Origin of the sequence: Pseudomonas sp. TMW22089, assembly GCF_022496645.1 — a bacterium.
In the GTDB taxonomy this organism is placed as follows: Bacteria; Pseudomonadota; Gammaproteobacteria; order Pseudomonadales; family Pseudomonadaceae; genus Aquipseudomonas; species Aquipseudomonas paraversuta.
The window spans coordinates 1-26028 of sequence record NZ_SCFG01000039.1 but is presented as its reverse complement, the minus strand read 5'-3'; the positions used below and the strand labels follow the sequence as shown (position 1 = coordinate 26028).

The following is a 26028-nucleotide window of genomic DNA, read 5'->3' as shown; positions in this document are numbered from 1 at the left end:
CGACTTGGTCGACGACCGACAATTTAAAGGTCAGCGTGTAGTCTCGCTGACTACGCCTTTTACTTGTCTCCATTACGCCCTCCTGAAAATAGATCAGAAGGTGTAAACCTTATTCAGGACGGGACAAGGCGTTGTAAAAAGGCTTCCCCCTGGCCCCGGTAATACTCCATCGGGTATTCGGGATATCGGTTGGCGTATTTGTAACGATCCAGACTGGCCTTGAAGCGGCTGTCGTTTTCTTCAATCAGCTCCCCCCAGGCCCCTTGTCGCCAATGCTCCGGATCATGCTGCTCAAGTGCCCAGTGCATGATGTCCAGGCTTTGTTCGATGACCCTGCCATCGGCGCACACCAGTACCGGTACTGTGCCTTTTGGCGAGGCTGCCAGCATTTCGGCAGGTTTGGCCTTGAGGCTGACTTCCACAATCGACACCGGTACGCCGCTGTAGTGCAAGGCCATGCGCGCCCGCATGGCATAGGGGCAGCGACGGAAGGAATAGAGCATGGTCATTTGACCTCCACGGTGCTCAGGCCGTTGCCTTGACGGCGCACTTGAATTTGCACGGGGATGCGCTCGTGCATTTCCTGGACATGGGAAATTACTCCGACTTTGCGGCCCTGGGCCTGCAGCCCATCGAGGGCATCCATTGCCAGTTGCAGCGACTCGGGATCGAGACTGCCGAAGCCTTCGTCGATAAACAGTGATTCGATTTTCAGCGTGCTGGACGCCATTGACGCCAGACCCAGGGCCAGAGCCAGTGACACCAGGAAGGTCTCACCGCCGGACAACGAGTGGACTGAACGCAGTTCGTCGCCCATTTCGGTATCCATTACCAGCAGGCCGAGCATGCTGCCGCCGCGTTTGAGGCGATAGCGGCGCACCAGTTGGCGCAGCTGTGCATTGGCGTGGTGCACCAGCAAATCGAGGTTGTAGGCCTGAGCGATTTTGCGGAAGGTGTCGCCGGTGGCGGAACCGATCAGGGCATTGAGCCGTGCCCAGCGCTGCCATTCGTCATAGGCCTGGCTGATGCGTTGCGCCAGTGCCTGGTTGGCCTCCTGGCGGCACTGGTCTTCGGCTTGCCGGGCACGTAACTCCGCAGATTGCTGTTCGCTGGTGTTGATCAGGCCGTGCAGCTCATTCAGGGCGCTGTCCAGTGCCTGGGCGTCAAGGTTGCCGTTGGCCTGGGCCTGATGCTGATTCAGACGTTGGTCGCGCTCCTGCAACAGAACGCGGGCTTGCTCTACGGCCTTCTCGCTGTTCTGCAGTTGCAGGCGCAACTGACGCAATTGCGCTTCGTCAATGCTCAGCAACTGTTGCAAACGGCTGTCATCCAGTTCGCTGTGCTGCGCACGCCATTGCGCAACCTGAGCACTGAGGGTGCTGTGTTCCTGTTGCAGTGCGTGCTGGTGTTGCTGTTGCGCCTTGAGCTCGGCGGTCAGTTGCAGCAACTGGTTGGCGCAGGTCTGCACGGCCTGCTCTGCTTCGGTCTGGGCCACACGGGCCTGTTCCACTGCCTGTTCCAGGCTGTGTTGCCATAGTTGCGCACTGCTGTAATCGCCCAGTAGCTCATGGAGGGCCTGCTGGCCCGACTGCTGTTGCGCGGTCAGTTCGAGCACGCTGCGTTGCAGGGTTTCGAGCTCTTTAGTGATATTGGCTTGCTGATACTGCGCCCGCTCGATTTGGCTCGCCCGTTGCGCCTGCTCCGATTGTTCATCGCGCAGTTGCTCGAGTTGCGCCAGTCGATCGGCCACTTGCTGGTCAAGCGCCATAAAACAGGCTGACGGATTATCGCGCAGCGCTGCGAGAGTCGCCTCGGGCAACAGGCCGGCGAATTCCGCCAGCTCATCGCCAAGGCGCTGCTTGTCGGCTTGCAGGTGCAGGCGTTGCTCGGCCAGCTGTTGCGCGGCCATCTGGCTGGCCTCGGTACTGCGCTGCACTTGCTGCTGTAATTGTGCGGCTTCTTTTTGCAGGGCCAGCAGGGTGTTCTGGCGCTGTTGATCCTGGTTGATGCTGTGTTGCAACTGGCCCAGGCGCTGGGTCAGCCACTGCTCACGCCTGGCCGGATCTTGTGCCAGCCATTGCGGATACAGCGGATGCGCCTCAAGGCCGGGAGCCAGGGCCTGTTGTTCGTCGAGGATGTGCTGATGTTGCTGGAGGAACTCGCGGTGCTGGGCGTTCACCCCGCCGACTTTTTCGCGCAACTGAATCAAGGTTTCTTTAAGGCCGTCGACCACCTTGCGGGCGCGGGCCTCCTCTTCCTCGTCAAAGCGTGAAAGGCTCTGCAACAGTACTTCTGGCTGGTGATAGGGGTGCTCATGACTGCCGCAAACCGGACACGGCTGGTCATCCTGCAGCCGGGCGCGCAGTTCTTCGACGCTGGCGCTGCGAGCCAGTCGCTGGCGTTCCAGTAGCTGTTGGGTGACCAGCAGGGCCTGCTCGGCCGACTCGAATTGTTTCTTGGTCGCGGTGCCTTGTTCGATCAGCTGTTCGCGTTCGGTCTGCAGGGTCTGCAGCTTGAGTTGTAACCCCTGCAAGCGGGCCTCCAGTGCAAGCTGGCTGCTGCACAGGCGCTGCAAGTCTTCGAACGCGCGTTGTTGCTGATGGTTGTCGGAGAGCAGGCTGCCCAGGGTCTGGATTTGCTCATTGACGGCCTGCGGCTCGGCTTCGGCCTCCTGGAACAGTATTTCCAGAGTGTTGCGCAATTCGTTGAGTTGTTGCGCCGCCAGCTGCGCCCGTTGTTCAAGGGCGGGCAGTTCTTTATTACCGGTGCCGAGGTTGTTGCTCAGGCGAACCAGTTGCTGCAGGCGCGGGCGATAGGCGTCCCAGGCATTGGCCAATGGCGTCAGTTCAGCGCTTTGCTCCAGTTGCCGGGTGATGTGCTCAATGCGCCCGGCACCTTGTTGCTGGTGCTCGATCATCCGGGCCAGCCCTTGCTGGCCCTCGTCACAGGCTTGTTGCGCTTGCTGCATGAGGACTTGCTGGGCGTCGAGGGCTTGCGTCAGGCGACTGAGGTTGGCCTGGGCCAAATGTGCCTGCTGCACCCGGGGTGCGCACTCGCGTTGTCGGGCCTGAGCCTGGGTGGCCTCCAGTTGCGCTGTTTGTAGCGCTTGTTGCAGTTGCCCCTGGCGCTGGCTGAGTGCGGTTTGTTGCTGCAGGTGAGCAGCAATGTGTGCGGCCAGCGGGCTGAGCTGTGCCTCAAGCTCGGCCAGTCGGGCAAATTGATGGCGTTGCGGTGCCAATTGCTCCAGCAGGTTGAGGGTCTGGCGCTGGTCGGCCTGGCTCTGCCACAGGGTTTGCGCCTGTTGCAGTTGCTCGGCGGCACTCTGTTGTTGCTCTTGCAGCTCGCGCAGGGTTTTAAGCCAGCTGTGCTGTTGCTCCAGCTGCTTGAGCTGGCTCTGCCGGTTTTTCAGCTGTTGCCGGGCTTCGTCGTACTGCTGGTCCAGTTCGACGCGGGCTTCAGGGGTCAAGGGGGTCACACCAACGGCCTGGTCCAGCAACTGCTTGTGGTTGTCCCGGGCTTCTTTGGCCTTGTCGAAGGCCCGTTTACCCAGGCGGGTGTAGAGCGCGGTGTCGGTGAGTTTTTCCAGCAGTTCGCTGCGCTCGTTGTCATCGGCTTTGAGAAAGGCGCTGAACTCGCTCTGGGCCAGCATCACGGCGCGGGTGAACTGCTCGAAGTTGAGCCCCAGACGCGCTTCGAGCTGCACTTTGTAATCGCCTTTCTGGCTGGCCAGCAGTTGGTCGCTGTCGAGGTCGCGCAGGCTTTGGCGGCTGGCCTGCAGTTTGCCGGCGGCTTTCTCACGGGCGCGGTTGGCTTCCCAGCGGGCCCGGTAACGGCGGCCGTCGATGCCGACAAAGTCGACTTCGGCATAGCCTTCACCGGTGCCGCGACGCAGCAGGGTACGAGGGTCGCCGGTGGCCACTTCGCCATCGGCATCCGGCACCTTGGCATCGCGCCCGGTGTTGCTCAGGCGCGGAACGGCACCAAACAGTGCCAGGCACAATGCGTCGAGCAAGGTACTTTTGCCGGCCCCGGTGGGGCCGGTTATGGCAAACAGTCCGGCACTGGCCAGGGGCTCGGCGGTGAAGTCCAGCTCAAAGGGGCCGGCCAGCGAGGCGAGGTTCTTCAGGCGAATGGCCAGGATTTTCATGGTTGTTCACCTTCCAGCTGTACTTCTTGCAGCAACAGCGCGAAGTCGTTGAGGGTTTGCTCGTCGGCTTCACTGCCGTAATTTTCCTGCCAGGCGCGGCTGAACAGTTCCCGGGGAGTCAGTTGATCGAGTTCGATCAGGCCATTGGCGTCATCCTCGTCGGTGCGCCGACCACTGCCGGCGTACTCGGCAGCGATGCGCACCAGGCGAACCGATTTTCCCTGCAGCGCGGTTTCAATTTGCTGGCGCAGATCGGGTTGCGGCTCGTCAAGTTTGACCCGTACTTCGAGCCAGGGCTGACGCTGGGGATCGGCCAGCAAGTCGATGTCTGGCAGTTCGGCCAGTTGCTCAAGGACTTGCGCCAAGGGGGCCGGGCCAATGCGCTGCAGGTTGACGGCCCGCGGGATCAGGCGCGGTTCGACACTGACCAGGGTTTCGCCATCCAGTTGCACATCGAGGATTTGATGTTGGTAGCCGATTTCCGAGAATGACAACGGAATTGGAGATCCGCAGTAGCGAATGCGTTCTTCACCATTCACTCGCTGGGGTTTATGCAAATGCCCCAGGGCGACATAGCTGATGCTGGGGCCGAACAGGCTGGCGGGCAGGGCTTCGGCGTTGCCGATGATCAGGCTGCGCTCGGAGTCTTGCGAGACTGAACCGCCGGCCATATGCGCATGGCTGATGGCGATCAGGGCCTGGCCTGGCTTGCGCCGGGCGTTGGCGGCGGCGATCAGCCATTCATGGACCTGGCCGATGCCGCGCAGGTAGTCATCCCCCAGATGGGCGCCGGTGACTTCGGCGGGCCGCAGAAACGGCAGCGCCAGGCACCAGCCGGCAATTTCGCCAGAGGCATCCGGGAGCGGGATCAGCAGGCGTTCTGCGTCCAGCCGCCCGTCGTCGAGCCACAGCACCCGGCCCAGGGCATGGGCCCGCAGGCGGCGCATCAAGGGCGCCGGCAGCTCAATCCGGGATCCGGAGTCGTGGTTGCCGGCAATCATCACGATGGTCAGGCCGGGCTGTTGCTCATGGGCGCTGACGATAAAGTCGTAGAGCCGTTCCTGGGCTTTGACCGGCGGGTTGACGGTGTCGAAGATGTCACCGGCAATCAGCAGCACGTCCGGTTGCTGGTCGGCCAGTTGGCTCAATAGCCAGCTCAGAAAGCAAGCGTGTTCGAAGTCGCGTTCCTGGCCATGGAGGTTTTGCCCCAGGTGCCAGTCGGAAGTGTGAAACAGGCGCATGACAGAGTCCGTAAAAAATGGGCTTCGTCCAGCGCAGGCTGGACGCAAAACCGGCCCCGGTACACACACGGGCGCGGGGCCGGCTGGAAATTATTTGGGGTAGAGCGGTGGCAGGCTGCTCGGCTCGCTGCCCGCATCGTGCTCACGTTCGGCGGCAGGAATGCTGCGAATGGCCTTCCACAGTTCTTCACCCTGCCAGTGCTGACCGGTTTCGCTGTAGAGCGCGCCATTGAGACCATCCAGGGCATCGGACAGCAGTACAAACCGCGCGGCCATTTCGGCCAGGGTTTCCGGCTGTTGCCGGGCCCAGGCATCGAGTGCCTGGCGGGTGGCCTGCGGGTCGTTGGCAAGGCAGGCACGCTTGAGATCATCGAGCAGGGTGCGGGGGCTGGGACCGGTTTGCGCGGCCCGTAAAATGGCCGGCTGCCAGCGCGCGCGCCACCACAGGCCGAAACCTGCGAGGGTGGTGCAGGCGAGGATAAAGGTGCTCAGTTGCCAGAGCCACAATGTGGAGTCGTCATTCATTGCCGCAGGCAGGGTGCTGACCGGTGTATCCAGCGCCAGATTCGGGTTGGCCGCGACCTGTAAGGTCCGTGCAGGCAGGTAACTACGTTCCAGGCTGTCTTCATGGGTGTTCCACCAGACCACTTCGACGGCAGGCAATTCAACCTGGCCGACCCGGGAGGGGACCAGAGCCTCGCGTTCTTCACGGCTGCCCACCAGGCCGTTTTCGGTGATCTGATTGCTCAGTTGCGGCAGGTCCGGGTAGCGGCGCAATCCGTTTACATCGGTGGCGGGCAGGGGCGGCAGCTGGGCGCTGGACAGACCTTCAGCCTTGAGGGTGAGGGTACGGGTCAATGATTCGCCGACCTGGCAGTGATCCGGCTCGGGGTTCCACGACTCACTGACGCTAAGGCTGCGTGCTGGCAGCCAGGGCGAGTTGGCCGGATAGTCCGCAGGTTTGGGTTTGACCGTCAGCGGGATGTCGGCTGTGCTCACATGCACCATTTTTCCAGGCTTGGGGCCCAGCGGGGCAGGGGCGGCGGCTTGCTGGCTGTCAACCTGGGTAGCGCTGAACGTCTGGGCCGGGATGATCAGCTCGCCGCTTTTCTGCGGGTAAATGCCGTAGCGCAGTTCAATCACGCCGTGGCGTACCCCATTGATCAATTTCTCGTAGGTCCGCGACTCGCCCAGTTGCTCGACAATGGCGTCTGTCAGGTGCAAGGGGGTCAGGCTGCTGTCGTCGTACAGGGCAACCGAGTGGTAGATGCGCAGGGTCAGTATTGCCTGGGCCTGTACGTAGACGCTTGGCTGGTCGAGGACGGCTTCGATAAATACCGGCGCCAGCTCGTTGTCGCTGCGGATGCTTTGAGTGACCGTCAGGCTGATGGGCAGGCTGTGGTAGGCACCGACCTGCAGCGACGGAATAATCACGGTGCCGGTGCTTTTGGGCTGCAAGGTGATGATCCAGCGGGTGTTGGCCTTGTTGTCTTCGCTGAGGTCGGTCAGTTGGTTGACCTGGCGCGTACCCCGGACATCGAACAGGGCCTGGAGCGGTGTCAGATCCGGTTTGCCGAACAGGGTGGCGTCGTTTGATTGAAGGGTCAGCTCGACGGTTTCGCCGGAGTTGAGTTGATTGCGATCAACACTGGCAACCAGCCCGAGCGCATGGGCCGGCACGGTCCAGCAGCAGAGCAGGAGAAGCAAGGCGCAAATGCGGTTCATTGGGGCGAGTCCTGATGTTGCTGCTGTTCGTACCAAAATTTCCGTCGCAACAATTCGCTGGGGTTGTCGGGAATCTGTCTGAGCCATTGTTCCAGTGCCTGGCGATGCTCCTCGTCCAGGTGGTCTGACGTCGGCGCCGGGGGGCGGGTGGTCGTATCGTCGGTGGATTCGCTGCCGGGCTCTGAATTGCTGGCTGGCGGAGGCGGTTCCGGGGAATCGTTGTTGTTTACCGCAGCATCCGGCTCGGTGGCCGAACTGTTTTCCTGCTGCTGCGCGCTGTCACCCGAGGCGCTGCTGTTACGGGTGCTGATGGCAGGCACCGGTTCCGGTTCTGAGTCAGTCTCGGGTTTGTTGTCGGCCGGCGGAGTGGCCTCGGCGTTTTTTTGTTCGAGCACTTTTTCGATCAGGGCTTTGTTCTGTGCCGCTACCTGCAAGTCCGGTTGCAACTCCAGAGCTTGTTCATAGGCGTCGATGGCCGCTTCCAGTTGACCGCCCTTGGCCAGCGCATTGCCGCGATTATAGTGGGCGCTGGCGGTGTTGGACTCGGCAAAGCGCTGAGCCGCAGCGGCGTAATCGCCCGCTTGATACAGGGCAACGCCTTGCCATTGCGCGTCCTCGAAGTGCTCGACGGCTTGCAACGGTTTCTTCTGCTCCAGTAAACGCTGACCTTGCTGGTCGGGGCGCAGCCACAGGTCGGTGAAGCTCATGGCGTAACCGGGCTGGGGCAGCATCAATAACAACGGCAGGCACAGCAGCCAGCCGCGGCGGCCTGCGCAGGCTGCCAACAGCAACAGTGGCAGCAGCAACCAGTAGCCCTGGTCGGCCCAGGTGTCCAGTTGCAGGGTCTGGCCGTTATTGCGTAACTGCCGGGGCCCGTCGAGCAGGCCCAGGCCGCGCAAGTCGTTGTCGTCCAGGCGCGCCTGGCGGTAGCGGCCGTCAACTTCGAGGGCGAAGGCCCGCAGGGCCGCGCTGTCGAGACGGGGCATGAGGATGGCGCCCTGGTCGTCCTTGAGAAACTGGCCGTTTTCATCAACCACCGGCGCACCCTCACGACTGCCGATGCCGAGCATCAGTAACTGCGGGGTATGGCCCTTCAAGACCTGGCTGATGCCCTCGCGCTCCTGTTCGCTGAGCGAAGAGGTGATAAGCAGCAAGCGGCCCTGGCCCAGGGCCCCCTGATCCAGCAGCTTGAGGGCTTTGGCCACCGCCAGATCGGCGCGATGGCCCGGCTGCGGCATGATGGAGGGCTTGAGCGCTTCGAGCAGGTTGCGGCTGGTGGACAGGTCATCGGACAGCGGCACCAGGGTATGGGCGCTGCCGGCGTAGACAATGACGGCCGTTTGCGCATCGCTGCGGCTTTGCAACAGGTCGTAGAGTTTGCGTCGCGCCTGCTCCAGCCGGTTTGGATTTTTGTCCGTGGCCAGCATCTCCGGAGTGAGCTGCAACATCACCACCAACGGGTCGGCAGGCTTTTGGGTGGATTGCTCAACCCGTTCCCAGCTTGGGCCCAGCAGTGCCAGCAGGGCTAGCAGCCAGGCCAGTCCCAGGGCGATCCAGGGCAGTTTGCTGTTACGCCCGCTGCCGCCACTGAGCAGTACGCGATGGAAGGCCACCGGCAGAATCATCTGCCAGCGCCCCGCACGTTTTTGTCGGTGCCAGAGTTTCCACAGCAACCAGCACAGCAGCGGCAAGAGCAACAGCCATTCGGGACGGAACCAGTGGGGCCAGAGCGTGCTCATCGGCGCCTCCGCAGACGCAGACGTTTGAGCTGCGAACGCCAGTGAGGATGTTGTTGCAGAAAATGTTCCTTGCTCAGCCAGCGTTGCAGTGGATTGTTTGGCCACAGTTCCCGTATCACCAGCAACACGCTCAGCAGCAGGGCACCGGCCAATGGCCAGCTGTAAAGTGCCTGTACCGGACGGGCCTGGGTCGGCTGCTGGGCGACGGGCTCCAGTCGGTCGAGGGTGTCTTTGATGGCGGCCAGCTCCTGACCATCGCGGGCCCGGAAGTACTGACCGCCGGTGACTTTGGCAATTTCCTGCAGAGCCGGTTCGTCCAGATCCACCCCGGGATTGATGCTGAACATGCCCTTGGCACTGCTTTGGGCAGGGTCGGCGCCGATGCCGATCGGATAAATTCTGACCCCTTCCTCGGCGGCAAGGCGGGCGGCAGTCAGCGGGTCGATCTGCCCGCCGTTGTTGGCCCCGTCGGTCACCAGAATCAACACTCGACTCTGTGCCGGGCGCTGGCGCAAGCGCTTGAGGGCCAGGCCAATGGCGTCGCCGATGGCGGTGTTTTTACCGGCAATGCCGATTCGCGCTTCATCCAGCCAGGTGTGGACGGTGTGGCGGTCGAAGGTCAAAGGCGCTTGCAGATAGGCCTGACTGCCGAACAGGATCAGGCCTACGCGGTCGCCTTCGCGGTTTTCCAGGAAGTCCCCGAGCAGGCTTTTGACCAGATCGAGACGACTGATGTCTTCGTTGTGCCATTGCATGTCGGGGAAGTCCATGGAGCCGGAAACATCCACCGCCACCAGCAAATCCCGGCCGCTGGCGGCAATGGGCAGTGGCTCACCCAGCCACTGTGGCCGCGCGGCAGCGGTCAGCAGCAGCAGCCATAAGAGCAAAAACGGAATTTGCTGACGCAATGAAGGCATTGTTGCGCGGGCTTTGCGCCGGGCCAGCTCTTCCAGGTCAGACAGAAAACTGACTTTGAGTGCGGCCTCGCCGCTGTCGGCGGCCGGCAGCACCAGGCGCATCAGCCAGGGCAGCGGCAACAGGACGAACAGCCAGGGCCAGGCGAACTCAAACATGTTTGCGAATCCAGGTTTCAACCGCTTGATTGAGGCCGGCAATCGCCTTGTCATCAAGCTTGCATTCGGGCTTGTAGGCCCCTTCAACCAGAACCATCCAGCGCGTCAGACCGGCCGCCGGACAGCGGTTGTCGAGGAATGCCAGCCATTTTCGGCCATTGAGCGTGTGGCTCTGGCTGTAGGGGTAGTGGTTGCGGCACAGGCGTTTGAGCAGGCCGTTGAGTTGTTGCAGCCAGGCTCCGGCCGGTGCGCCGTCGTAGGGTTTGGGGAAACCTGCAAGCTCTTCAAGCGCCGCCAGCCGCACCGGGTCCAGAGGCTGCTCGGCCCTGCGCGGCTGGCGCTTGACCGGCAGATACCGGCGTAGCCACCACAGGCCCCAGGCCAGGGTCGCAAGGAGGATCAGCAGCAGCCACCAGCCGGGCGCAGGCGGCCAGAAGCCGATCACGGGCGGCTGGATCAGGGGCTGCAACTGTTCCAGGTCTTTCATAATGGTTTGCCGGGGCGTTTGGCGTTCAGGTATTCACGCAATTGCTCGATCATTTCACTTTGTGTGCTCAACGGCATCAGCATCACGCTCAATTTTTGTGCCAGCAACTCCCAGCGCGCAATACGTGCTTCGCCCTGGGCGCGATAGGCCTGACGCAAGTCGTAGTTGAGGGTGTCCAGCTCCAGCTGTGCTCCGCGTTCGGCAAAGCGCAGCAGGCCGGCAGCGGGCAGGGCGTGGTCCAGCGGGTCGGACAGTGGCAGCAGCATCAAGTCGCAATGGCGGGCCAGCAGGCTCAGTTGCTGCTCGGCGGCGTCGGTGAGCGCGCGCTCATCGCAAATCACAATCACCAGGCTGCCGGGGCGCAGCACTTCCCGCGCCCGGATCAGCGCCATGCCCAGGGCATCGCGGTCGGACTGCACTTCGGTGTGCAGCGACTGGTTGACCCGTACCAGACGGTTAAGCAGTTGCAGCAGGCTCTGCTTGCTGCGCCGGGGTTTGATTTCGTAATGTTCGTGATCGCCGAATACCAGTCCGCCCACCCGGTCGTTGTGCCCCAGTGCCGCCCAGCCGATCAGACTGGCAGCCTGGGCTGCAAGCACCGACTTGAACATCAGGCCCGAGCCAAAGAACAGCCGCCGGCTTTGTTCGGCGAGAATGAAGATCGGCCGTTCGCGCTCTTCATGGAACATTTTGGTGTGCGGCTCCTGGGTGCGAGCCGTGACGCGCCAGTCGATGGTGCGCACATCGTCACCGGCCTGATAGACCCGTACCTGATCGAAATCCACGCCGCGGCCGCGCAATTTTGAATGGTGCAGGCCCGCCATCGGGCTGCGCTGGCCAGGGGAGGCGAACAGTTGTACTTCGCGCACCCGGTGCCGCATCTCGATCAGTTCGGCAAGGGTGACGCGAATGCCGGGCTCGGCGGGCAGGGGGTTGTTCATGGGTCAGGCGACGGCAACGACGTCAAGGATGCGCTGCACCACACGGTCCTGGTCGATACCGGCGGCTTCAGCTTCGAACGACAAAATGATCCGGTGACGCAGAACGTCAAACAGCACGGCCTGAATGTCTTCGGGGCTGACGAAGTCGCGTCCGGCCAGCCAGGCATGCGCCCGGGCACAGCGGTCCAGGGCAATCGAGCCGCGGGGGCTTGCGCCATAGGCGATCCAGTCGGCCATTTCCGTGTCGAACTTGCCCGGAGTACGGGTGGCCATGACCAGTTGCACCAGGTATTCCTCTACTGCATCGGCCATGTACAGGCCGAGGATTTCCTTGCGTGCAGCAAAAATGGCTTGCTGGCTGACCCGGCGCTCGGGTTTGGTTTCACCGTTGAGTGCTTCGCCGCGGGCCTGTTGCAGGATGCGCCGTTCGACAGCCGCATCGGGGAAGCCGATTTTGACGTGCATCAGGAAGCGGTCGAGCTGGGCTTCGGGCAACGGATAGGTGCCTTCCTGCTCGATCGGGTTTTGCGTGGCCATCACCAGGAACAGCGGCGACAGTTCGTAGGTGCTGCGCCCGACACTGACCTGGCGCTCGGCCATGGCTTCGAGCAATGCCGACTGAACCTTGGCCGGCGCGCGATTGATTTCATCCGCCAGCACCAGGTTGTGGAAAATCGGCCCTTGCTGGAAGACGAAACTGCCGGTCTCCGGACGATAGATTTCAGTCCCGGTGATGTCGGCGGGGAGCAGGTCGGGGGTGAACTGAATTCGATGGAACTGCGCTTCAATCCCTTCCGCCAATTCTTTGATGGCCTTGGTTTTTGCAAGGCCGGGCGCACCCTCGACCAGCATGTGGCCGTCAGCCAGCAGCGCGATCAGCAGGCGGTCGATGAGTTTTTCCTGACCGAGAATCTGCGTTGAGAGAAAGGTTCGCAGCGCAAGCAGCGCTTCACGATGTTCCATCGTTGACTGTTCCTGAAAAGGACACCGACGGCGCAAGAGTTACGCCGGGGCTGGGGCCGTTACTTTAATCCATTGGAGGGGTCGCGGACTAATCGCAGGGGGAGCTTTTTAAGGAAAAATCCGATATTTAAGGAAAAATCCGAAATCCAGGGAGTTGTTGAGAACAGTGCTCATCTGCGCCTCGCCATTACCGGCGTCTGGCCAGTGTCACCAGGGTGACGCCAATCAAGGCGGTCAAACCGGTCAGCCACAGGATGACCGTCTGGGTGCCCAAGGGACCTGCCAGCAGGGCAATCAGTAGTCCGGCCAAGGGTTGGGACAGGTTGTTGAGCAAACTGACCACACCCACGGTTTTGCCAAAATCCTGTGGCGGGATGACTTTCTGGCGAACACTGCGAAAGTAGATGTTGAACATCTTGTCGAAGCCGGTAATCAGCAAGAAGCCCAGGGTGTAGGCCCAGATATTCGGGCTCAGGGCGGTGATCAGCGCGCCACACGCGATCATGGAGTAGGACAGGCTGCCCAGCACTTTCAAAGACAGGGTCGAGCGCGCCAGGTAAAACAGAATGGCAATGGTCGTCAGCGCGCCTGCGGCCTGCAAGCCGGCATAGGTCTGCTTGCCGGCCGCATATTGGCCGATGACCATGGCCGCGGAGGTGGCCAGGGTGACACCGATCAGCAGATTGACGCCGACTGCCAGGACGATGATTTTTTGCAACTCTGCCAATTGGCGGATATGCCTGAAGGCGATGCGCAATGGCTGTAGCCAGAGGTCTTGGTGTTGTTCGAAGGTTGGCAGGTTGACCCTGGTATTGCGTTGCCAGAACAGCATCGCCAGATCGGCCAGGACAAAGAGTCCGGCTACGGCCATGACCACCCAGTGCCAGGCCCAGATTTCGAGCAGCAATGCAGCTACCAGCGGCCCCAGGACCAACCCGCTCTGATCGGCGATCTGCGAGTAGGACAGGGTTTTACCGTAGGTGTAGTGCTTGAAGATGTGCGGCATCAGCACCTCCCGGGCCATGACGCCCTGGGTGGTCAGTACCCCGCACAGTGCTGACAGGATGACCACCCAGTAAATACCTTCGAACAGTGCGTAAAGCCCTACGGCGATGACGCAGGCAACCGCGCGATAGACCTGGCTGATGTGCAGGATGCGTACCGGGGGGTATTTGTCACAGAGTGCCCCGCAGACCGGGAACGCCAGATAGCGCGGCAAAGACTCGACAAAAAATGCCAGTCCGGCCCACGACACGCTATTGGTGGTCTGGAACACAATCAGCGGCACGATAAATAACAGGATCTGGTCGGCAAGCCGCGACACAAACAGCGAAATGAAAAAAGCCAGGTAATCCTTACGCATGCTGTTCTCGTGTCAGTGGCTAAACACCCTGTTTAGCTCAAGCGATAAAACTCCCGGGCGTTGTGCCACAGGGCCCGCGCGGCGCCGTCCTCACCCAGGGCATCGCTCAACAAGACGATGTCGCTGTCTGCAAAGGGGCGGGGCGCGCGGGTCGACGGCAAGTCGCTGCCAAACATCAGTGCATGGGGGTTGGCGCTGTGAATCTGTCGCAGTACGCCGGGCAGCGCGAAATCTACCCGGCCAAAACCGCAGGCTTTGACCCGAACCCCGTATCCGGCCAGGCGCAGCAGGCTGGGCAAGCCTTCATGGCTCAGCCCCAGGTGATCGATGCTCAGGGCTGGCAAGCGCAGCAGCCGGGTTTCAATGGCTGGCAGTTCCCGCGAGTCGATATACAACTCCGAATGCCAGCCCACGCAGTCATGCACCCTTTTGGCCAGGGATTCGAGCTGGTCCAGTTGCTCGGAACCGCCGCGCTTGAGATTGAAGCGCAAGGCGCGAACACCATGCCGGTCCAGGGTTTGCAACTGGGTATCGGTGACGCTGGCGGGCAGTTGCGTTACCCCCACGAAGCCCGGGCCCAGGCGGTTCAGTGCAGCGATCAGGTAAGTCTGATCGAAACCCTGAAAAGATCCCGAGACCACGGCCCCGCCGACGATGCCCAGGGGGCGGGTACGTTCCTGGTAATCATCGACACTGAAAAACTCGGGCATATAGCCGTTGTTCGGGATCAGCGGATAGGCGCTGTCGATGATATGGCAGTGAGCATCGAAGATCGGGCGCATGGCGGCATTACCTGCGTTTCAGGGGTAAGCAGTTGTTGTGGTCAGGTGGTTCAGCCCAGTTCGCTGACGTAGGTGCCGGTGCCTTTGAGGATGTTGTGCAGAGTTTGTTCGATTTCGGCCAGCTCGCTTGGGTCTGCGCTGTGAAGGATCTCGATATGATCGTCGCCATTGAGGGCGTCAGCGTCAGACGGACTGATTTCAATCAGCAGGCGGGTAGGGCTCAGGGTGGCTTTTACCCCTTCCAGAACCGAAGGTCCGTCAACGTCGCCGAAGGTGATTTCCAGTTCGTCTTCGTCCGGATAGCGGGTCATCAGGAACATTTCGCCCTGTTCGCTGTGGCAACACAGCATGGCCATGTTGTCTTCTTCGTCGTCGCACGGGTTGGCCATGAGGAGCGGGGTGGTGATTTGCATGGGGGGAATCCTGGCGCTGCGGGCGCATGTATCGGCTGAATAAAAGTTGATTTTGCCAGCCTGCACAGATTTATGCTGGCCTGATTGAAAATGTGTCGAAGAGTCCGGATTGCGTCGTACGAGTCATTTTTGTGACTGGCAAAGGATTTACAGGTGCTTTTCGGAATGTTTTTCCCATTGGAATGCTAGGGTTGTTCATTATCAGGCCGCAAGGTTGCGTCCCAATGACCGAATATGTCGCCGCATCGCAAGCAGGCCGGGCGGCTCAATCGTTAAGCTTCGCGGGTGATAGCTATCTTTAAAAACACAGCCTGTTCATCCGGCAGTCGTTTTTGCAGATACCCATCCTGGAACGTGAATGTGACCCCTGGGTCGCGGCCAGCTTCACCACCCTGTCATGCTGTGCTTTCAAGGTAAACTGCCAAGATATGCCCTTGCACAGTATTGGCAGCTCCCCACGCGGGAACAGCACGCGACGCTTCTCTCAATAACAAGCCCAAGCGGAGTACCACAGATGGCGTTCTTCACCGCAGCCAGCAAAGCCGACTTCCAGCATCAACTGCAAGCAGCTCTGGCCCAGCACATCAGTGAACAGGCATTGCCACAAGTAGCCCTGTTTGCCGAGCAATTCTTCGGCATCATTTCCCTGGACGAACTCACGCAACGTCGAATGTCCGACCTGGCCGGCTGTACGCTGTCGGCCTGGCGTCTGCTGGAACGCTTCGATCCGGCGCAGCCGCAAGTGCGGGTCTATAACCCTGATTACGAGCGCCATGGCTGGCAGTCGACCCACACCGCCGTAGAAGTACTGCATCACGATTTGCCGTTTCTGGTGGATTCGGTACGTACCGAGCTGAACCGCCGCGGTTACAGCATCCACACCCTGCAGACCACGGTGTTGAGCGTTCGCCGCGGCAGCAAAGGCGAGTTGCTGGAAATTCTGCCCAAGGGCACCAGTGGCGAAGGCGTCTCGCAAGAGTCGCTGATGTACCTGGAAATCGATCGCTGCTCCAATGCCGCTGAATTGAATGTGCTGAGCAAGGAACTGGAACAGGTTCTGGGTGAAGTGCGCGTCGCCGTGGCTGATTTCGAGCCAATGAAAGACAAGGTCCAGGAGTTGCTGGCAGGTATCGACAGCTGCCAGTACGTCGTCGATGCCGACGAGAAAGCCGAAATCAAGAGCTTCCTGGAGTGGCTGGTGGGCAACCACTTCACTTTCCTGGGCTATGAAGAGTTTGTGGTACGTGACGAGGCGGATGGCGGTCATATCGAATATGACCCGCAGTCGTTCCTCGGTCTGACCAAGCTGCTGCGGGCCGGCCTGACTGCCGAAGACCTGCGCATCGAAGATTACGCCGTCAGCTACCTGCGCGAGCCGACCCTGCTGTCGTTTGCCAAGGCTGCGCACCCAAGTCGCGTACATCGCCCGGCTTACCCTGACTATGTCTCGATTCGTCAAATCGATGCCGACGGCAAGGTGATCAAGGAATGCCGCTTCATGGGCCTGTATACCTCGTCGGTATACGGCGAGAGCGTGCGGGTGATTCCTTATATCCGGCGCAAGGTTGCCGAGATCGAACGCCGTTCCGGCTTCCAGCCCAAGGCTCACCTGGGCAAGGAACTGGCTCAGGTGGTGGAAGTCCTGCCCCGTGACGATCTGTTCCAGACCCCGGTCGACGAACTGTTCACCACGGTGATGTCGATTGTACAAATCCAGGAGCGCAACAAGATTCGCGTGTTCCTGCGCAAAGACCCGTATGGCCGTTTCTGCTACTGCCTGGCCTATGTGCCACGGGACGTGTACTCCACCGAAGTGCGGCAGAAAATCCAGCAAGTGCTGATGGAGCGTCTGCAAGCTTCGGACTGCGAGTTCTGGACCTTCTTCTCCGAGTCGGTACTGGCCCGCGTGCAACTGATCCTGCGGGTCGATCCAAAAAACCGGATCGATATCGACCCGCTGATGCTGGAAAAAGAAGTGGTCCAGGCTTGCCGCAGCTGGCAGGACGATTACGCAAGCCTGGTGGTTGAAAGCTTCGGCGAAGCCAATGGCACCAAGGTGCTGTCGGACTTCCCGAAAGGCTTCCCGGCCGGCTACCGCGAGCGCTTTGCCGCGCACTCGGCCGTGGTCGACATGCAGCACCTGATGAGCTTGAGCGAGAAAAACCCGCTGGTGATGAGCTTCTACCAGCCGTTGGGTCAAAGCGCCGGCCAGGAACTGCATTGCAAGCTGTATCACGCAGATACGCCACTGGCGTTGTCTGATGTGTTGCCGATCCTGGAGAACCTGGGCTTGCGCGTACTGGGCGAGTTCCCGTACCGCCTGCGGCATGCCAATGGTCGTGAGTTCTGGATCCATGATTTTGCCTTCACCGCGGGCGAAGGCCTGAATCTGGATATCCAGCAACTCAACGACACCCTGCAGGATGCATTCGTGCATATCGTCAAGGGTGACGCCGAGAACGATGCCTTCAACCGCCTGGTACTGACCGCCGGTTTGCCGTGGCGTGATGTGGCATTGCTGCGTGCTTACGCCCGCTACCTGAAGCAGATTCGCCTGGGCTTCGACCTTGGCTATATCGCCAGCACCCTGAACAACCATACCGACATCGCCCGCGAGTTGACCCGGTTGTTCAAAACCCGCTTCTATCTGGCGCGCAAGCTGACCGCAGAAGATCTGGATGACAAGCAGCTGCGTCTGGAGCAAGCGATCCTGACTGCGCTGGATGACGTTCAGGTACTCAACGAAGACCGCATCCTGCGTCGCTATCTGGACCTGATCAAAGCAACCCTGCGGACCAACTTCTACCAGCCGGATGCCAATGGCCAGAACCGTTCGTACTTCAGCTTCAAGTTCAATCCGCACCTGATTCCCGAGCTGCCAAAGCCGGTGCCGAAGTTTGAAATCTTCGTCTACTCGCCACGGGTTGAAGGGGTTCACCTGCGTTTCGGCAACGTTGCTCGCGGTGGCTTGCGCTGGTCCGACCGTGAAGAAGACTTCCGTACCGAAGTACTGGGCCTGGTAAAGGCTCAACAGGTGAAGAACTCGGTCATTGTGCCGGTGGGCGCCAAGGGCGGTTTCGTGCCACGTCGTCTGCCACTGGGCGGCGGACGCGACGAAATCCAGGCCGAGGCGATTGCCTGCTACCGGATCTTCATTTCCGGTCTGCTGGACATCACTGACAACCTCAAGGACGGCGCGTTGGTACCGCCATTGAACGTGGTCCGTCACGATGACGATGACCCGTACCTGGTGGTAGCAGCCGACAAAGGGACCGCGACCTTCTCTGACATTGCCAACGGCATTGCCATTGATTACGGCTTCTGGCTGGGTGATGCGTTTGCTTCGGGCGGTTCGGCCGGTTATGACCATAAAAAAATGGGCATTACCGCCAAAGGCGCCTGGGTGGGCGTGCAGCGCCACTTTAAAGAGCGTGGCATCAACGTTCAGCAAGACAGCATCAGCGTGGTTGGCGTCGGTGACATGGCCGGCGACGTGTTCGGCAACGGCCTGTTGATGTCCGACAAGCTGCAACTGGTCGCGGCATTCAACCACCTGCACATTTTCATCGATCCGAACCCGGAGCCGGCCAATAGCTTCGTCGAGCGTCAGCGCCTGTTCGACCTGCCGCGTTCGGCCTGGTCGGATTACGACACCAGCATCATGTCGGCAGGCGGCGGGATCTTCTCGCGCAGTGCGAAAAGCATCGCCATCTCCCCTGAGATGAAAGAGCGTTTCGCAATTACCGCCGACAAGCTGACCCCGACCGAACTGCTGAATGCCTTGCTCAAGGCGCCGGTAGATCTGTTGTGGAACGGCGGTATCGGTACCTATGTCAAAGCCAGCAGCGAAAGCCACGCCGATGTAGGCGACAAGGCCAACGACGCGTTGCGGGTAAACGGCAACGAGTTGCGCTGCAAGGTTGTGGGCGAGGGCGGCAACCTGGGCATGACCCAGTTGGGCCGTGTCGAATTCAACCTCAATGGCGGCGGTTCCAATACCGACTTCATCGACAACGCCGGTGGTGTGGACTGCTCTGACCACGAAGTGAATATCAAGATCCTGCTCAACGAAGTAGTGCAGGCTGGCGATATGACCGAGAAGCAGCGTAATCAGCTGCTGGGCAGCATGACTGATGAAGTCGGCGGCCTGGTGTTGGGCAACAACTACAAGCAGACCCAGGCCATTTCTTTGGCGGCGCGCCGTGCATACGAGCGCATTGCTGAATACAAGCGTCTGATGAGCGATCTGGAAGCCCGTGGCAAGCTGGACCGTGCCATTGAGTTCCTGCCGTCCGAAGAGCAACTCAACGAGCGCGTAGCGGCGGGCCATGGCCTGACCCGTGCCGAGCTGTCGGTGTTGATCTCGTACAGCAAGATCGACCTCAAGGAAGCCTTGCTCAACTCCCAGGTACCGGATGACGACTACCTGACCCGTGACATGGAAACCGCGTTCCCGCCGATGCTGGTCAGCAAGTTTGCCGCTGCCATGCGTCGTCACCGCCTCAAGCGTGAAATCGTCAGCACCCAGATCGCCAACGATCTGGTCAACCACATGGGCATTACCTTTGTCGAGCGGCTGAAAGAGTCGACCGGCATGAGTGCTGCCAATGTGGCGGGTGCTTATGTGATCGTGCGCGACATCTTCCATCTCCCGCACTGGTTCCGTCAGATCGAAGCTCTGGATTACCAGGTTCCGGCCGAAATCCAGCTGGCGCTGATGGACGAGTTGATGCGTCTGGGTCGTCGTGCCACCCGCTGGTTCCTGCGCAGTCGTCGCAACGAACTGGATGCGGCACGTGACGTGGCGCATTTCGGCCCGCATTTGGCGGCGTTGGGGCTCAAGCTCGACGAACTGCTGGAAGGTGCAACCCGCGAGGGCTGGCAGACCCGCTACCAGGCTTACGTCGCAGCCGGTGTACCGGAGTTGCTGGCGCGGATGGTGGCTGGTACTACGCACCTGTACACCTTGCTGCCGATCATCGAGGCTTCGGATGTGACCGGCCAGAATGCTGCGGATGTGGCCAAGGCGTACTTCGCCGTCGGCAGTGCGCTGGATCTGACCTGGTACCTGCAGCAAATCAGCAACCTGCCGGTAGAGAACAACTGGCAGGCGCTGGCCCGTGAAGCGTTCCGTGATGATATCGACTGGCAGCAGCGTGCAATTACCGTCTCGGTACTGCAAATGGCTGATGCCCCGACTGAAATCGAAGCGCGTCTGGCATTGTGGCTTGAGCAGAACAACTCGATGGTTGAGCGCTGGCGCTCGATGCTGGTGGATCTGCGTGCCGCCACCGGCAATGACTACGCAATGTATGCGGTAGCCAACCGTGAGCTGCTCGACCTGGCGTTGAGTGGTCAATCAGGGCTCTGACAGCCTGAGCAATAAAAAAAGCCCCGACTCGATTGAGTCGGGGCTTTTTTGTGTCCGGGGTGTAACGGGAAATCAGATCCCGATATTACCCAGGGTTTGTACGATATTGCGCAAGGTGCCAGCCAGGGTAGGGTGCTCGACCTCAAAGCGTTCTACCGCCAGATTAACGTTGTCGACCAGGCTGGTGTCCTGAGTTGCGTTTTCGACTTTGATCTGGGCATCGATCTGTTCAGCGAGTTTGTTGAGGTCGTCCCGCTCATCAAGGGAAAGTGGCGGGTTTTTATCAAGTTGCTCGCGCAGGGAGTCGAGTTGTTTTTGCAGATCGCCGGCAGGCATAGCATTCATCCTTTATTGATAGGCTCTGTATAGACCTTCGCCGTGAACAAAAGGTCTGTAAGCGGGCCTCTAGATTAATCCACTCGGGCCAAGCATGCATGATCTCTATCAAAATCCCTATAGCGGCTTTTGCCGGCAGAGAGGGGCGAGATGCGGGAATTTATAACAAATGTAATTATTTTCGGAACGACTGCTGCATGGGCCAGTCTGTTGCAGGTGTTTCTTTGGGCGCCGAAAATCCAATTACCGTTATACTCTGCGCCTGACCCAGGGCGTAGCGCCCAAGTATTATGTATTTTTTAGGAGCTTTGCTATGCGCTGGACCGATCGTCTTGCTCAAATATGTGTCTGTGCCGGTGTTGCGATGGTCCCATTCACCGCCAACGCCGCCACCGAAGATGACCCGTGGGAAGGAGTCAACCGGGTCATTTTCAAATTCAACGAAAAGCTCGATACCTATGCCTTGAAGCCCCTTGCCCAGGGCTACCAGTTCATCACTCCGCAATTTCTGGAGGATGGCATCCATAACATGTATCGAAATATTGGCGACGTGCGCAACCTGGCCAACGATGTATTGCAAGCCAAGCCCCAGGCTGCGGGTGTAGACACGGCCCGTCTGTTGATGAATACCACCCTCGGTGTGGCCGGTTTCTTCGATGTCGGCACCAAAATGGGCCTGCAGCGCAACGCTGAAGACTTCGGGCAAACCCTGGGGTACTGGGGTGTACCTAGTGGTCCTTACGTGATGTTGCCGGTACTGGGTCCGAGCACCGTGCGTGACGCAGTCGCCATTTATCCGGACACCTTCACCGAACCGTACCGTTACATGAATGATATCCCGGCCCGTAACATGGCAATCGGCATGGATGTTATTGATACCCGCGCCAGCTTGCTGTCTGCTGAAAAGCTCATTACGGGTGACAGGTACGTCTTTATCCGCAATGCGTATTTGCAGAACCGCGAGTTCAAGATCAAAGACGGGCAGGTTGAAGACGACTTTTGATTCTTGCGCTGTTGCTGAAAAAAACGGCCCTGAGGGCCGTTTTTTGCATTGTCGGGGTGGGGTGAAGGTTGCTTTTGGCGGAGCTCGAACCTTGGTTTTAGTTGCCGTTCACGAGGTTCTTATAACCCGCAGGAATTTAACTTGACGAAGACCTGCGGCCACCATCGGCCTGAGCTTGAAACCCCCCGCGGATGGGAGTACCGTCTGCGCCTTACACGGGCACCTTTGTAGGATCGAGCAATACCATCGATTTGAATCAGGGATGTTCATAAGCCAATTCAGTCGTTGAGCCCGACCCGTTCGAGCTCCTACGCCAACCCAATTCTGGCGCCATTTGCCCACATGCAAAAAACCAGTGCCACGCTGCTGATCATTGATGACGACGAAGTAGTACGCGCCAGTTTGGCAGCCTACTTGGAAGACAGCGGCTTCAGCGTCCTCCAGGCCAGCAATGGCATGCAGGGTCTTCAGGTGTTCGAGCAAGAGCAGCCAGACTTAGTGATCTGTGACTTGCGCATGCCCCAAATGAGTGGCCTGGAGCTGATACGGCAGGTAGCGCAGCGCTCGTCGCAAACCCCGGTGATCGTGATTTCCGGTGCGGGCGTGATGAGCGATGTGGTCGAGGCGCTGCGCTTGGGTGCTGCCGACTACCTGATCAAGCCGCTTGAAGATCTGGCCGTTCTGGAGCACTCAGTACATCGGGCGCTGGATCGCGCGCGGCTGCTGGTGGAAAACCAGCGCTACCGCGACAAGCTGGAGTCTGCCAACCGCGAGCTCGAAGCCAGTCTGCATCTTTTGCAGGAAGACCAGAATGCCGGGCGCCAGGTGCAGATGAACATGCTGCCCATCAGCCCCTGGTCCATTGATGATTTCAACTTTGCTCATCAAATTATTCCTTCCCTGTATTTGTCCGGCGATTTCGTGGATTACTTCAGGGTCGATGAGCGACGGGTAGCCTTCTATCTGGCTGACGTTTCCGGTCACGGTGCGTCATCCGCGTTTGTAACCGTGCTGCTCAAGTTCATGACCACGCGCTTGCTGTTCGAGTCCAAACGCAACGGGACCCTGCCCGAGTTCAAGCCTTCAGAGGTGCTTGGGCACATCAACCGCGGCCTGATCAACTGCAAGCTGGGCAAACACGTGACCATGGTCGGCGGAGTCATTGATGAAGAAACCGGTGTGCTGACTTACAGCATTGGCGGCCACCTGCCATTGCCGGTGCTTTACACGCCTGACAGCGTGGGCTACCTGGAAGGGCGAGGGCTGCCGGTTGGCCTGTTTAACGAAGCGACCTATGAAGATCATGTTCTGAAGTTGCCGGAAGCTTTCAGTCTTACACTGATGTCGGACGGAATTTTGGACCTTTTGACCGAGCAGACGCTCAAAGAGAAAGAGGCAGCTTTGCCACAACTGGTAAAAGCAGCTGGCGGCAGCCTGGATGGCCTGCGCCAAGAGTTTGGATTAGCTACGCTCGGGGAGATGCCGGATGATATCGCCTTGTTGGTGTTAAGCAGGAATCTTAAATGAGTACCGGTAGAATTCAGTTCGCCGAACAGGACGGTACATTTGTCCTGAAATTTGTGGGTGAAGTGCGCCTGACACTGTGTTCGGCACTGGATGCGACAATCGAGAGGATTTTCACGGCGCTGAATTTCAACGCCATCGTCATTGACCTCACCGAAACCCGCAGCATCGACAGCACCACCCTGGGTTTGCTGGCGAAACTGTCGATTTTGTCACGCCAGAAAATCGGTCTGTTGCCGACAGTTGTCACCACCCACGAAGACATCACGCGACTTCTGCAGTCGATGGGCTTCGATCAGGTGTTCAACATCATCGGCAAGCCAATTCCGTGCCCTGAGTGCCTGACAGACCTGCCATCCCAGGACCAGTCTGAAGAAGTGGTCCGGATCAAAGTGCTTGAAGCCCACAAAATTCTGATGGGGCTCAACGACTCCAACCGTGAAGCGTTCCATGATCTGGTGAATGCACTCGAGCGTCACTGACCCTTGAGCGGCAACCGATAAAAAAGGGCCGTCCTGTACAGGACGGCCCTTTTTAATTGCCTGCGATTCAGCGGCCTTCCAGCAGCTCTGCGGCTTGATCCAGCAAGGCCAGTGGGTCCTTGGCCTTGTGGATGTCCACAGACAGCAACTGACGGAAGCGCCGTGCCCCGGGAAAGCCCTGGCCCAGCCCCAGGATATGCCGGGTGATATGGTGCATTGCCCCGCCCGCAGCAATGTGCGCCGCGATATAAGGGCGCAACAGCGCCAGGGCCTGGGCCCGTGAAATCACCGGTTCGGTACTGCCAAAAAGCTGCTGATCGACTTCAGCCAGAATGTACGGGTTGTGATAGGCCTCACGCCCGAGCATCACCCCGTCAAACACCTGCAAATGCTCCTGGCATTGTTCAAGCGTCTTGATCCCGCCGTTGAGAATAATCTCCAGCTCAGGGAAATCAGCTTTCAGCTGCGCGGCAATGTCATAACGCAAAGGTGGAATATCGCGATTTTCTTTCGGCGACAGCCCTTCAAGAATCGCAATACGCGCATGCACGGTAAAACTGGTACAACCCGCATCCCGAACGGTGCCAACAAAGTCACACAGCTGCTCGTAACTATCGCGTCCGTTAATACCAATGCGGTGCTTGACCGTGACCGGAATGGAAACGCTGTCACGCATGGCCTTCACACAATCGGCAACCAGTGCCGGATGAGCCATCAGGCATGCGCCAATCATATTGTTCTGCACCCGATCGCTCGGGCAGCCGACATTCAGATTCACCTCGTCATACCCGGCGGCCTGGGCCATGCGCGCGCAGCCTGCCAGATCGGCGGGAACACTGCCGCCCAACTGCAGAGCCAGCGGATGCTCAGCCTCGTCGTGACGTAAAAAGCGCTCGGCATCACCGTTAAGCAGCGCGCCAGTGGTCACCATCTCGGTGTAGAGCAGGGTGTTTTTCGATAGCAGGCGCAGGAAGAAACGGCAATGACGATCGGTCCAGTCCATCATAGGGGCCACGCTAAAGCGTCTGGACACCGCAGAGCCTGTGTTTACGTGGGGTGTAGCTGAATTCTGTACCATTTTGCTCTACGTGTTTTAGGCGTGTTTTAGGGGGTGAGTGGTACAACGTACCAACCCGATTTCGAATTGTACCAGTTGACCATGGCCACGATCAGAGCAGGCAAACGCACCGACGGCAGCATTAGTAACACGGCTCTAATACGCCTGATTCGTGAAGGGGCGCAAGTCTACCAAGAGAGCCAGACCTTCGCCCGAAAACAGGCCGCCCAGGCATGGGTTCGCAAGCGTGAAGCCGCGCCGGATCAACCCGGCGCGATCGAGCGGGCAAGCCGTGTAGGCGCCACGGTTAAGGAAATGGCACTGGCCCGACGAAAAGCCCGGCTCGCTGGTGTTCAGTGTGGACGGTGAGGTTGGCCCATGATCCACGTCCTTTCCGAGCACGACCCATGATCGTGGGCAAGGCACGGCGGTGAGCAGGGCACTTTGCTCAGTCCGAGTGATGATGAGTCACAAGGCACCTTTGTGCCGGGCTTGTTTGGCGATGCCGGGCCCGCCCCGGATAACCGCGATCACGTCGAGCGCTGGCTCACAGTTACAGCATTGTGCTGCCGACTGGCCTGGTGGATATCAAGGTCGTCGGCGACCGTTACGGATAGCGCTGTGGCGGTGACGTCCGGGGCGATCGCGCTCGATGAAGTGACCATTTACGGCGAAGTGCTGATCAACCGCGGGCTACGCGTCACGGGGGATATCAACGGTGGCGGAGCAATTATCGACACCAGTGGCAACACGGCTGACCACAAGCATTGAGGGAGTTCGAGTCAGCTTTATGAATCAACTGTGTTCGCATGAAAGTCCTTGGCAAATCTAACAGCAGTGGTAATAGCTGTCCGGGCTTGGGGACTGTTCTTCCAGCAAGTCGATCCAACTGCTGCTGATGCCTGAGCCAGGATGTCGTCGACACTCGCCTTGCTGAGTAAATTAAGCGAGTCAATGCCCATCTGCTCTAGGCGAGCGATAACGGTCGGTCCTACGCCTTTTAGGGCCAGCAAAGCATTATGTTCCGTCTGTGGAAATGGCATCCGTAAACTCCTGTTATCGGGTAATGAGGACTCCGGAGTGTGCCCGACAGGAAAGGGCAGCTCAATAGATGGGCAGCATTACTACAGCGATAGCTTTCAACTCAACTAACCCGCCAGGCGCGGGTATTTTTTGCCTGGAGAAAACAATGGCTAGCCAATCAACCTCGCCCGACTAAAAATGTAAAGTCTGAGCTGGCGTCATTTTTCGAGTGTGAATCGCCCCGGGTTTCCTAGACACTCTCCAGGCTCGCTGCGTAACGCTTTTCAAACTCTACCGGTGACAGCTGATTGTTGAAACTGTGGCGTCGTTTTGGGTTGTAAAACATCTCGATGTAATC

20 protein-coding genes and 2 pseudogenes are annotated in these 26028 nt (G+C 59.5%); 6 read left to right on the top strand and 16 right to left on the bottom strand.

The features are described 5' to 3' along the window. Nucleotides 1-125: 125 nt before the first annotated feature. From EQV90_RS21230 to EQV90_RS21175, 12 genes and pseudogenes are all read right to left on the bottom strand, one after another. Nucleotides 126-509: pseudogene (locus EQV90_RS21230) on the bottom strand (glutathione S-transferase N-terminal domain-containing protein); the annotation flags it as partial. Beyond that, nucleotides 506-4147, bottom strand: coding sequence for an AAA family ATPase (locus EQV90_RS21225; RefSeq protein ID WP_240878642.1), 3642 nt, complete (start codon nt 4145-4147; stop codon nt 506-508). The pseudogene EQV90_RS21230 and the gene EQV90_RS21225, both read right to left, overlap by 4 nt. Then, complete coding sequence (locus tag EQV90_RS21220) at nt 4144-5388, bottom strand: exonuclease SbcCD subunit D C-terminal domain-containing protein (protein WP_240878641.1); 1245 nt, start codon at nt 5386-5388, stop codon at nt 4144-4146. Before EQV90_RS21220 ends, EQV90_RS21225 begins: the two co-directional genes overlap by 4 nt. A gap of 90 nt (nt 5389-5478) precedes the next feature. After that, the gene (locus EQV90_RS21215; RefSeq protein WP_161720205.1) at nt 5479-7113 is read right to left on the bottom strand and encodes a protein BatD; all 1635 of its coding nucleotides are present in this window, start codon (nt 7111-7113) and stop codon (nt 5479-5481) included. Then, nucleotides 7110-8852: a VWA domain-containing protein gene (locus EQV90_RS21210; protein ID WP_240878640.1), complete on the bottom strand. Its 1743-nt coding sequence runs from the start codon at nt 8850-8852 to the stop codon at nt 7110-7112. Before EQV90_RS21210 ends, EQV90_RS21215 begins: the two co-directional genes overlap by 4 nt. Then, on the bottom strand, nt 8849-9925 hold the full coding sequence (locus EQV90_RS21205; RefSeq protein ID WP_003444730.1) for a VWA domain-containing protein: 1077 nt from the start codon (nt 9923-9925) through the stop codon (nt 8849-8851). The genes EQV90_RS21210 and EQV90_RS21205 overlap by 4 nt, the downstream gene beginning before the upstream one ends. After that, entirely contained in the window at nt 9918-10412 is a 495-nt protein-coding gene (locus EQV90_RS21200; protein ID WP_240878639.1) for a DUF4381 domain-containing protein, read from the bottom strand. Before EQV90_RS21200 ends, EQV90_RS21205 begins: the two co-directional genes overlap by 8 nt. Then, nucleotides 10409-11353, bottom strand: coding sequence for a DUF58 domain-containing protein (locus EQV90_RS21195; protein ID WP_240878638.1), 945 nt, complete (start codon nt 11351-11353; stop codon nt 10409-10411). Before EQV90_RS21195 ends, EQV90_RS21200 begins: the two co-directional genes overlap by 4 nt. 3 nt (nt 11354-11356) lie before the next feature. Then, nucleotides 11357-12316 carry a MoxR family ATPase gene (locus EQV90_RS21190; protein WP_240878637.1) on the bottom strand — a complete coding sequence of 320 codons (960 nt, stop codon included), beginning with the start codon at nt 12314-12316 and terminating at the stop codon, nt 11357-11359. A gap of 187 nt (nt 12317-12503) precedes the next feature. Then, nucleotides 12504-13679 carry an MFS transporter gene (locus EQV90_RS21185; protein WP_240878636.1) on the bottom strand — a complete coding sequence of 392 codons (1176 nt, stop codon included), beginning with the start codon at nt 13677-13679 and terminating at the stop codon, nt 12504-12506. A gap of 32 nt (nt 13680-13711) precedes the next feature. Next, complete coding sequence (locus EQV90_RS21180; protein WP_203009424.1) at nt 13712-14461, bottom strand: amidohydrolase family protein; 750 nt, start codon at nt 14459-14461, stop codon at nt 13712-13714. A gap of 50 nt (nt 14462-14511) precedes the next feature. After that, entirely contained in the window at nt 14512-14874 is a 363-nt protein-coding gene (locus tag EQV90_RS21175) for a hypothetical protein (protein WP_003444723.1), read from the bottom strand. 514 nt (nt 14875-15388) lie between these two features. Between EQV90_RS21175 and EQV90_RS21170 the strand changes: the two genes are divergently transcribed. Beyond that, the gene (locus EQV90_RS21170) at nt 15389-20245 is read left to right on the top strand and encodes an NAD-glutamate dehydrogenase (RefSeq protein WP_003444722.1); all 4857 of its coding nucleotides are present in this window, start codon (nt 15389-15391) and stop codon (nt 20243-20245) included. Between the two features lie 72 nt (nt 20246-20317). Here the strand turns inward: EQV90_RS21170 and EQV90_RS21165 are convergent, their stop codons facing one another. Next, nucleotides 20318-20581, bottom strand: a complete 264-nt coding sequence (locus tag EQV90_RS21165; RefSeq protein ID WP_003444719.1) for a DUF4404 family protein — start codon at nt 20579-20581, stop codon at nt 20318-20320. Nucleotides 20582-20894: 313 nt separating this feature from the next. Here EQV90_RS21165 and EQV90_RS21160 point away from each other — a divergent pair, with 313 nt between their 5' ends. The 3 genes from EQV90_RS21160 (at nt 20895) to rssC (ending at nt 23590) form a co-directional block, all read left to right on the top strand. Further along, entirely contained in the window at nt 20895-21584 is a 690-nt protein-coding gene (locus EQV90_RS21160; protein WP_160627396.1) for a VacJ family lipoprotein, read from the top strand. 342 nt (nt 21585-21926) lie between these two features. Beyond that, the gene (gene rssB / locus EQV90_RS21155) at nt 21927-23111 is read left to right on the top strand and encodes a two-component system response regulator RssB (protein ID WP_003444715.1); all 1185 of its coding nucleotides are present in this window, start codon (nt 21927-21929) and stop codon (nt 23109-23111) included. Beyond that, nucleotides 23108-23590, top strand: a complete 483-nt coding sequence (rssC, locus tag EQV90_RS21150) for an anti-sigma factor antagonist RssC (protein WP_003444714.1) — start codon at nt 23108-23110, stop codon at nt 23588-23590. The genes rssB and rssC overlap by 4 nt, the downstream gene beginning before the upstream one ends. Nucleotides 23591-23657: 67 nt before the next feature. On the opposite strand, the gene dusA is transcribed toward rssC, so the two are convergent. Next, the gene (dusA, locus tag EQV90_RS21145) at nt 23658-24668 is read right to left on the bottom strand and encodes a tRNA dihydrouridine(20/20a) synthase DusA (RefSeq protein WP_161720197.1); all 1011 of its coding nucleotides are present in this window, start codon (nt 24666-24668) and stop codon (nt 23658-23660) included. An 81-nt stretch (nt 24669-24749) separates the two neighbouring features. Here dusA and EQV90_RS21140 point away from each other — a divergent pair. Next, a pseudogene (locus EQV90_RS21140) lies at nt 24750-24965 on the top strand (integrase); the annotation flags it as partial. A gap of 126 nt (nt 24966-25091) precedes the next feature. Further along, nucleotides 25092-25418: a hypothetical protein gene (locus EQV90_RS21135; RefSeq protein ID WP_240878635.1), complete on the top strand. Its 327-nt coding sequence runs from the start codon at nt 25092-25094 to the stop codon at nt 25416-25418. A gap of 17 nt (nt 25419-25435) precedes the next feature. Here EQV90_RS21135 and EQV90_RS21130 read toward each other — a convergent pair whose 3' ends face one another. Beyond that, nucleotides 25436-25690, bottom strand: coding sequence for a helix-hairpin-helix domain-containing protein (locus EQV90_RS21130; protein ID WP_240878634.1), 255 nt, complete (start codon nt 25688-25690; stop codon nt 25436-25438). A gap of 230 nt (nt 25691-25920) precedes the next feature. Next, nucleotides 25921-26028, bottom strand: a 108-nt coding sequence (locus tag EQV90_RS21125) for an IS3 family transposase (RefSeq protein ID WP_138762977.1), incomplete at its 5' end; no start/stop codon positions are given.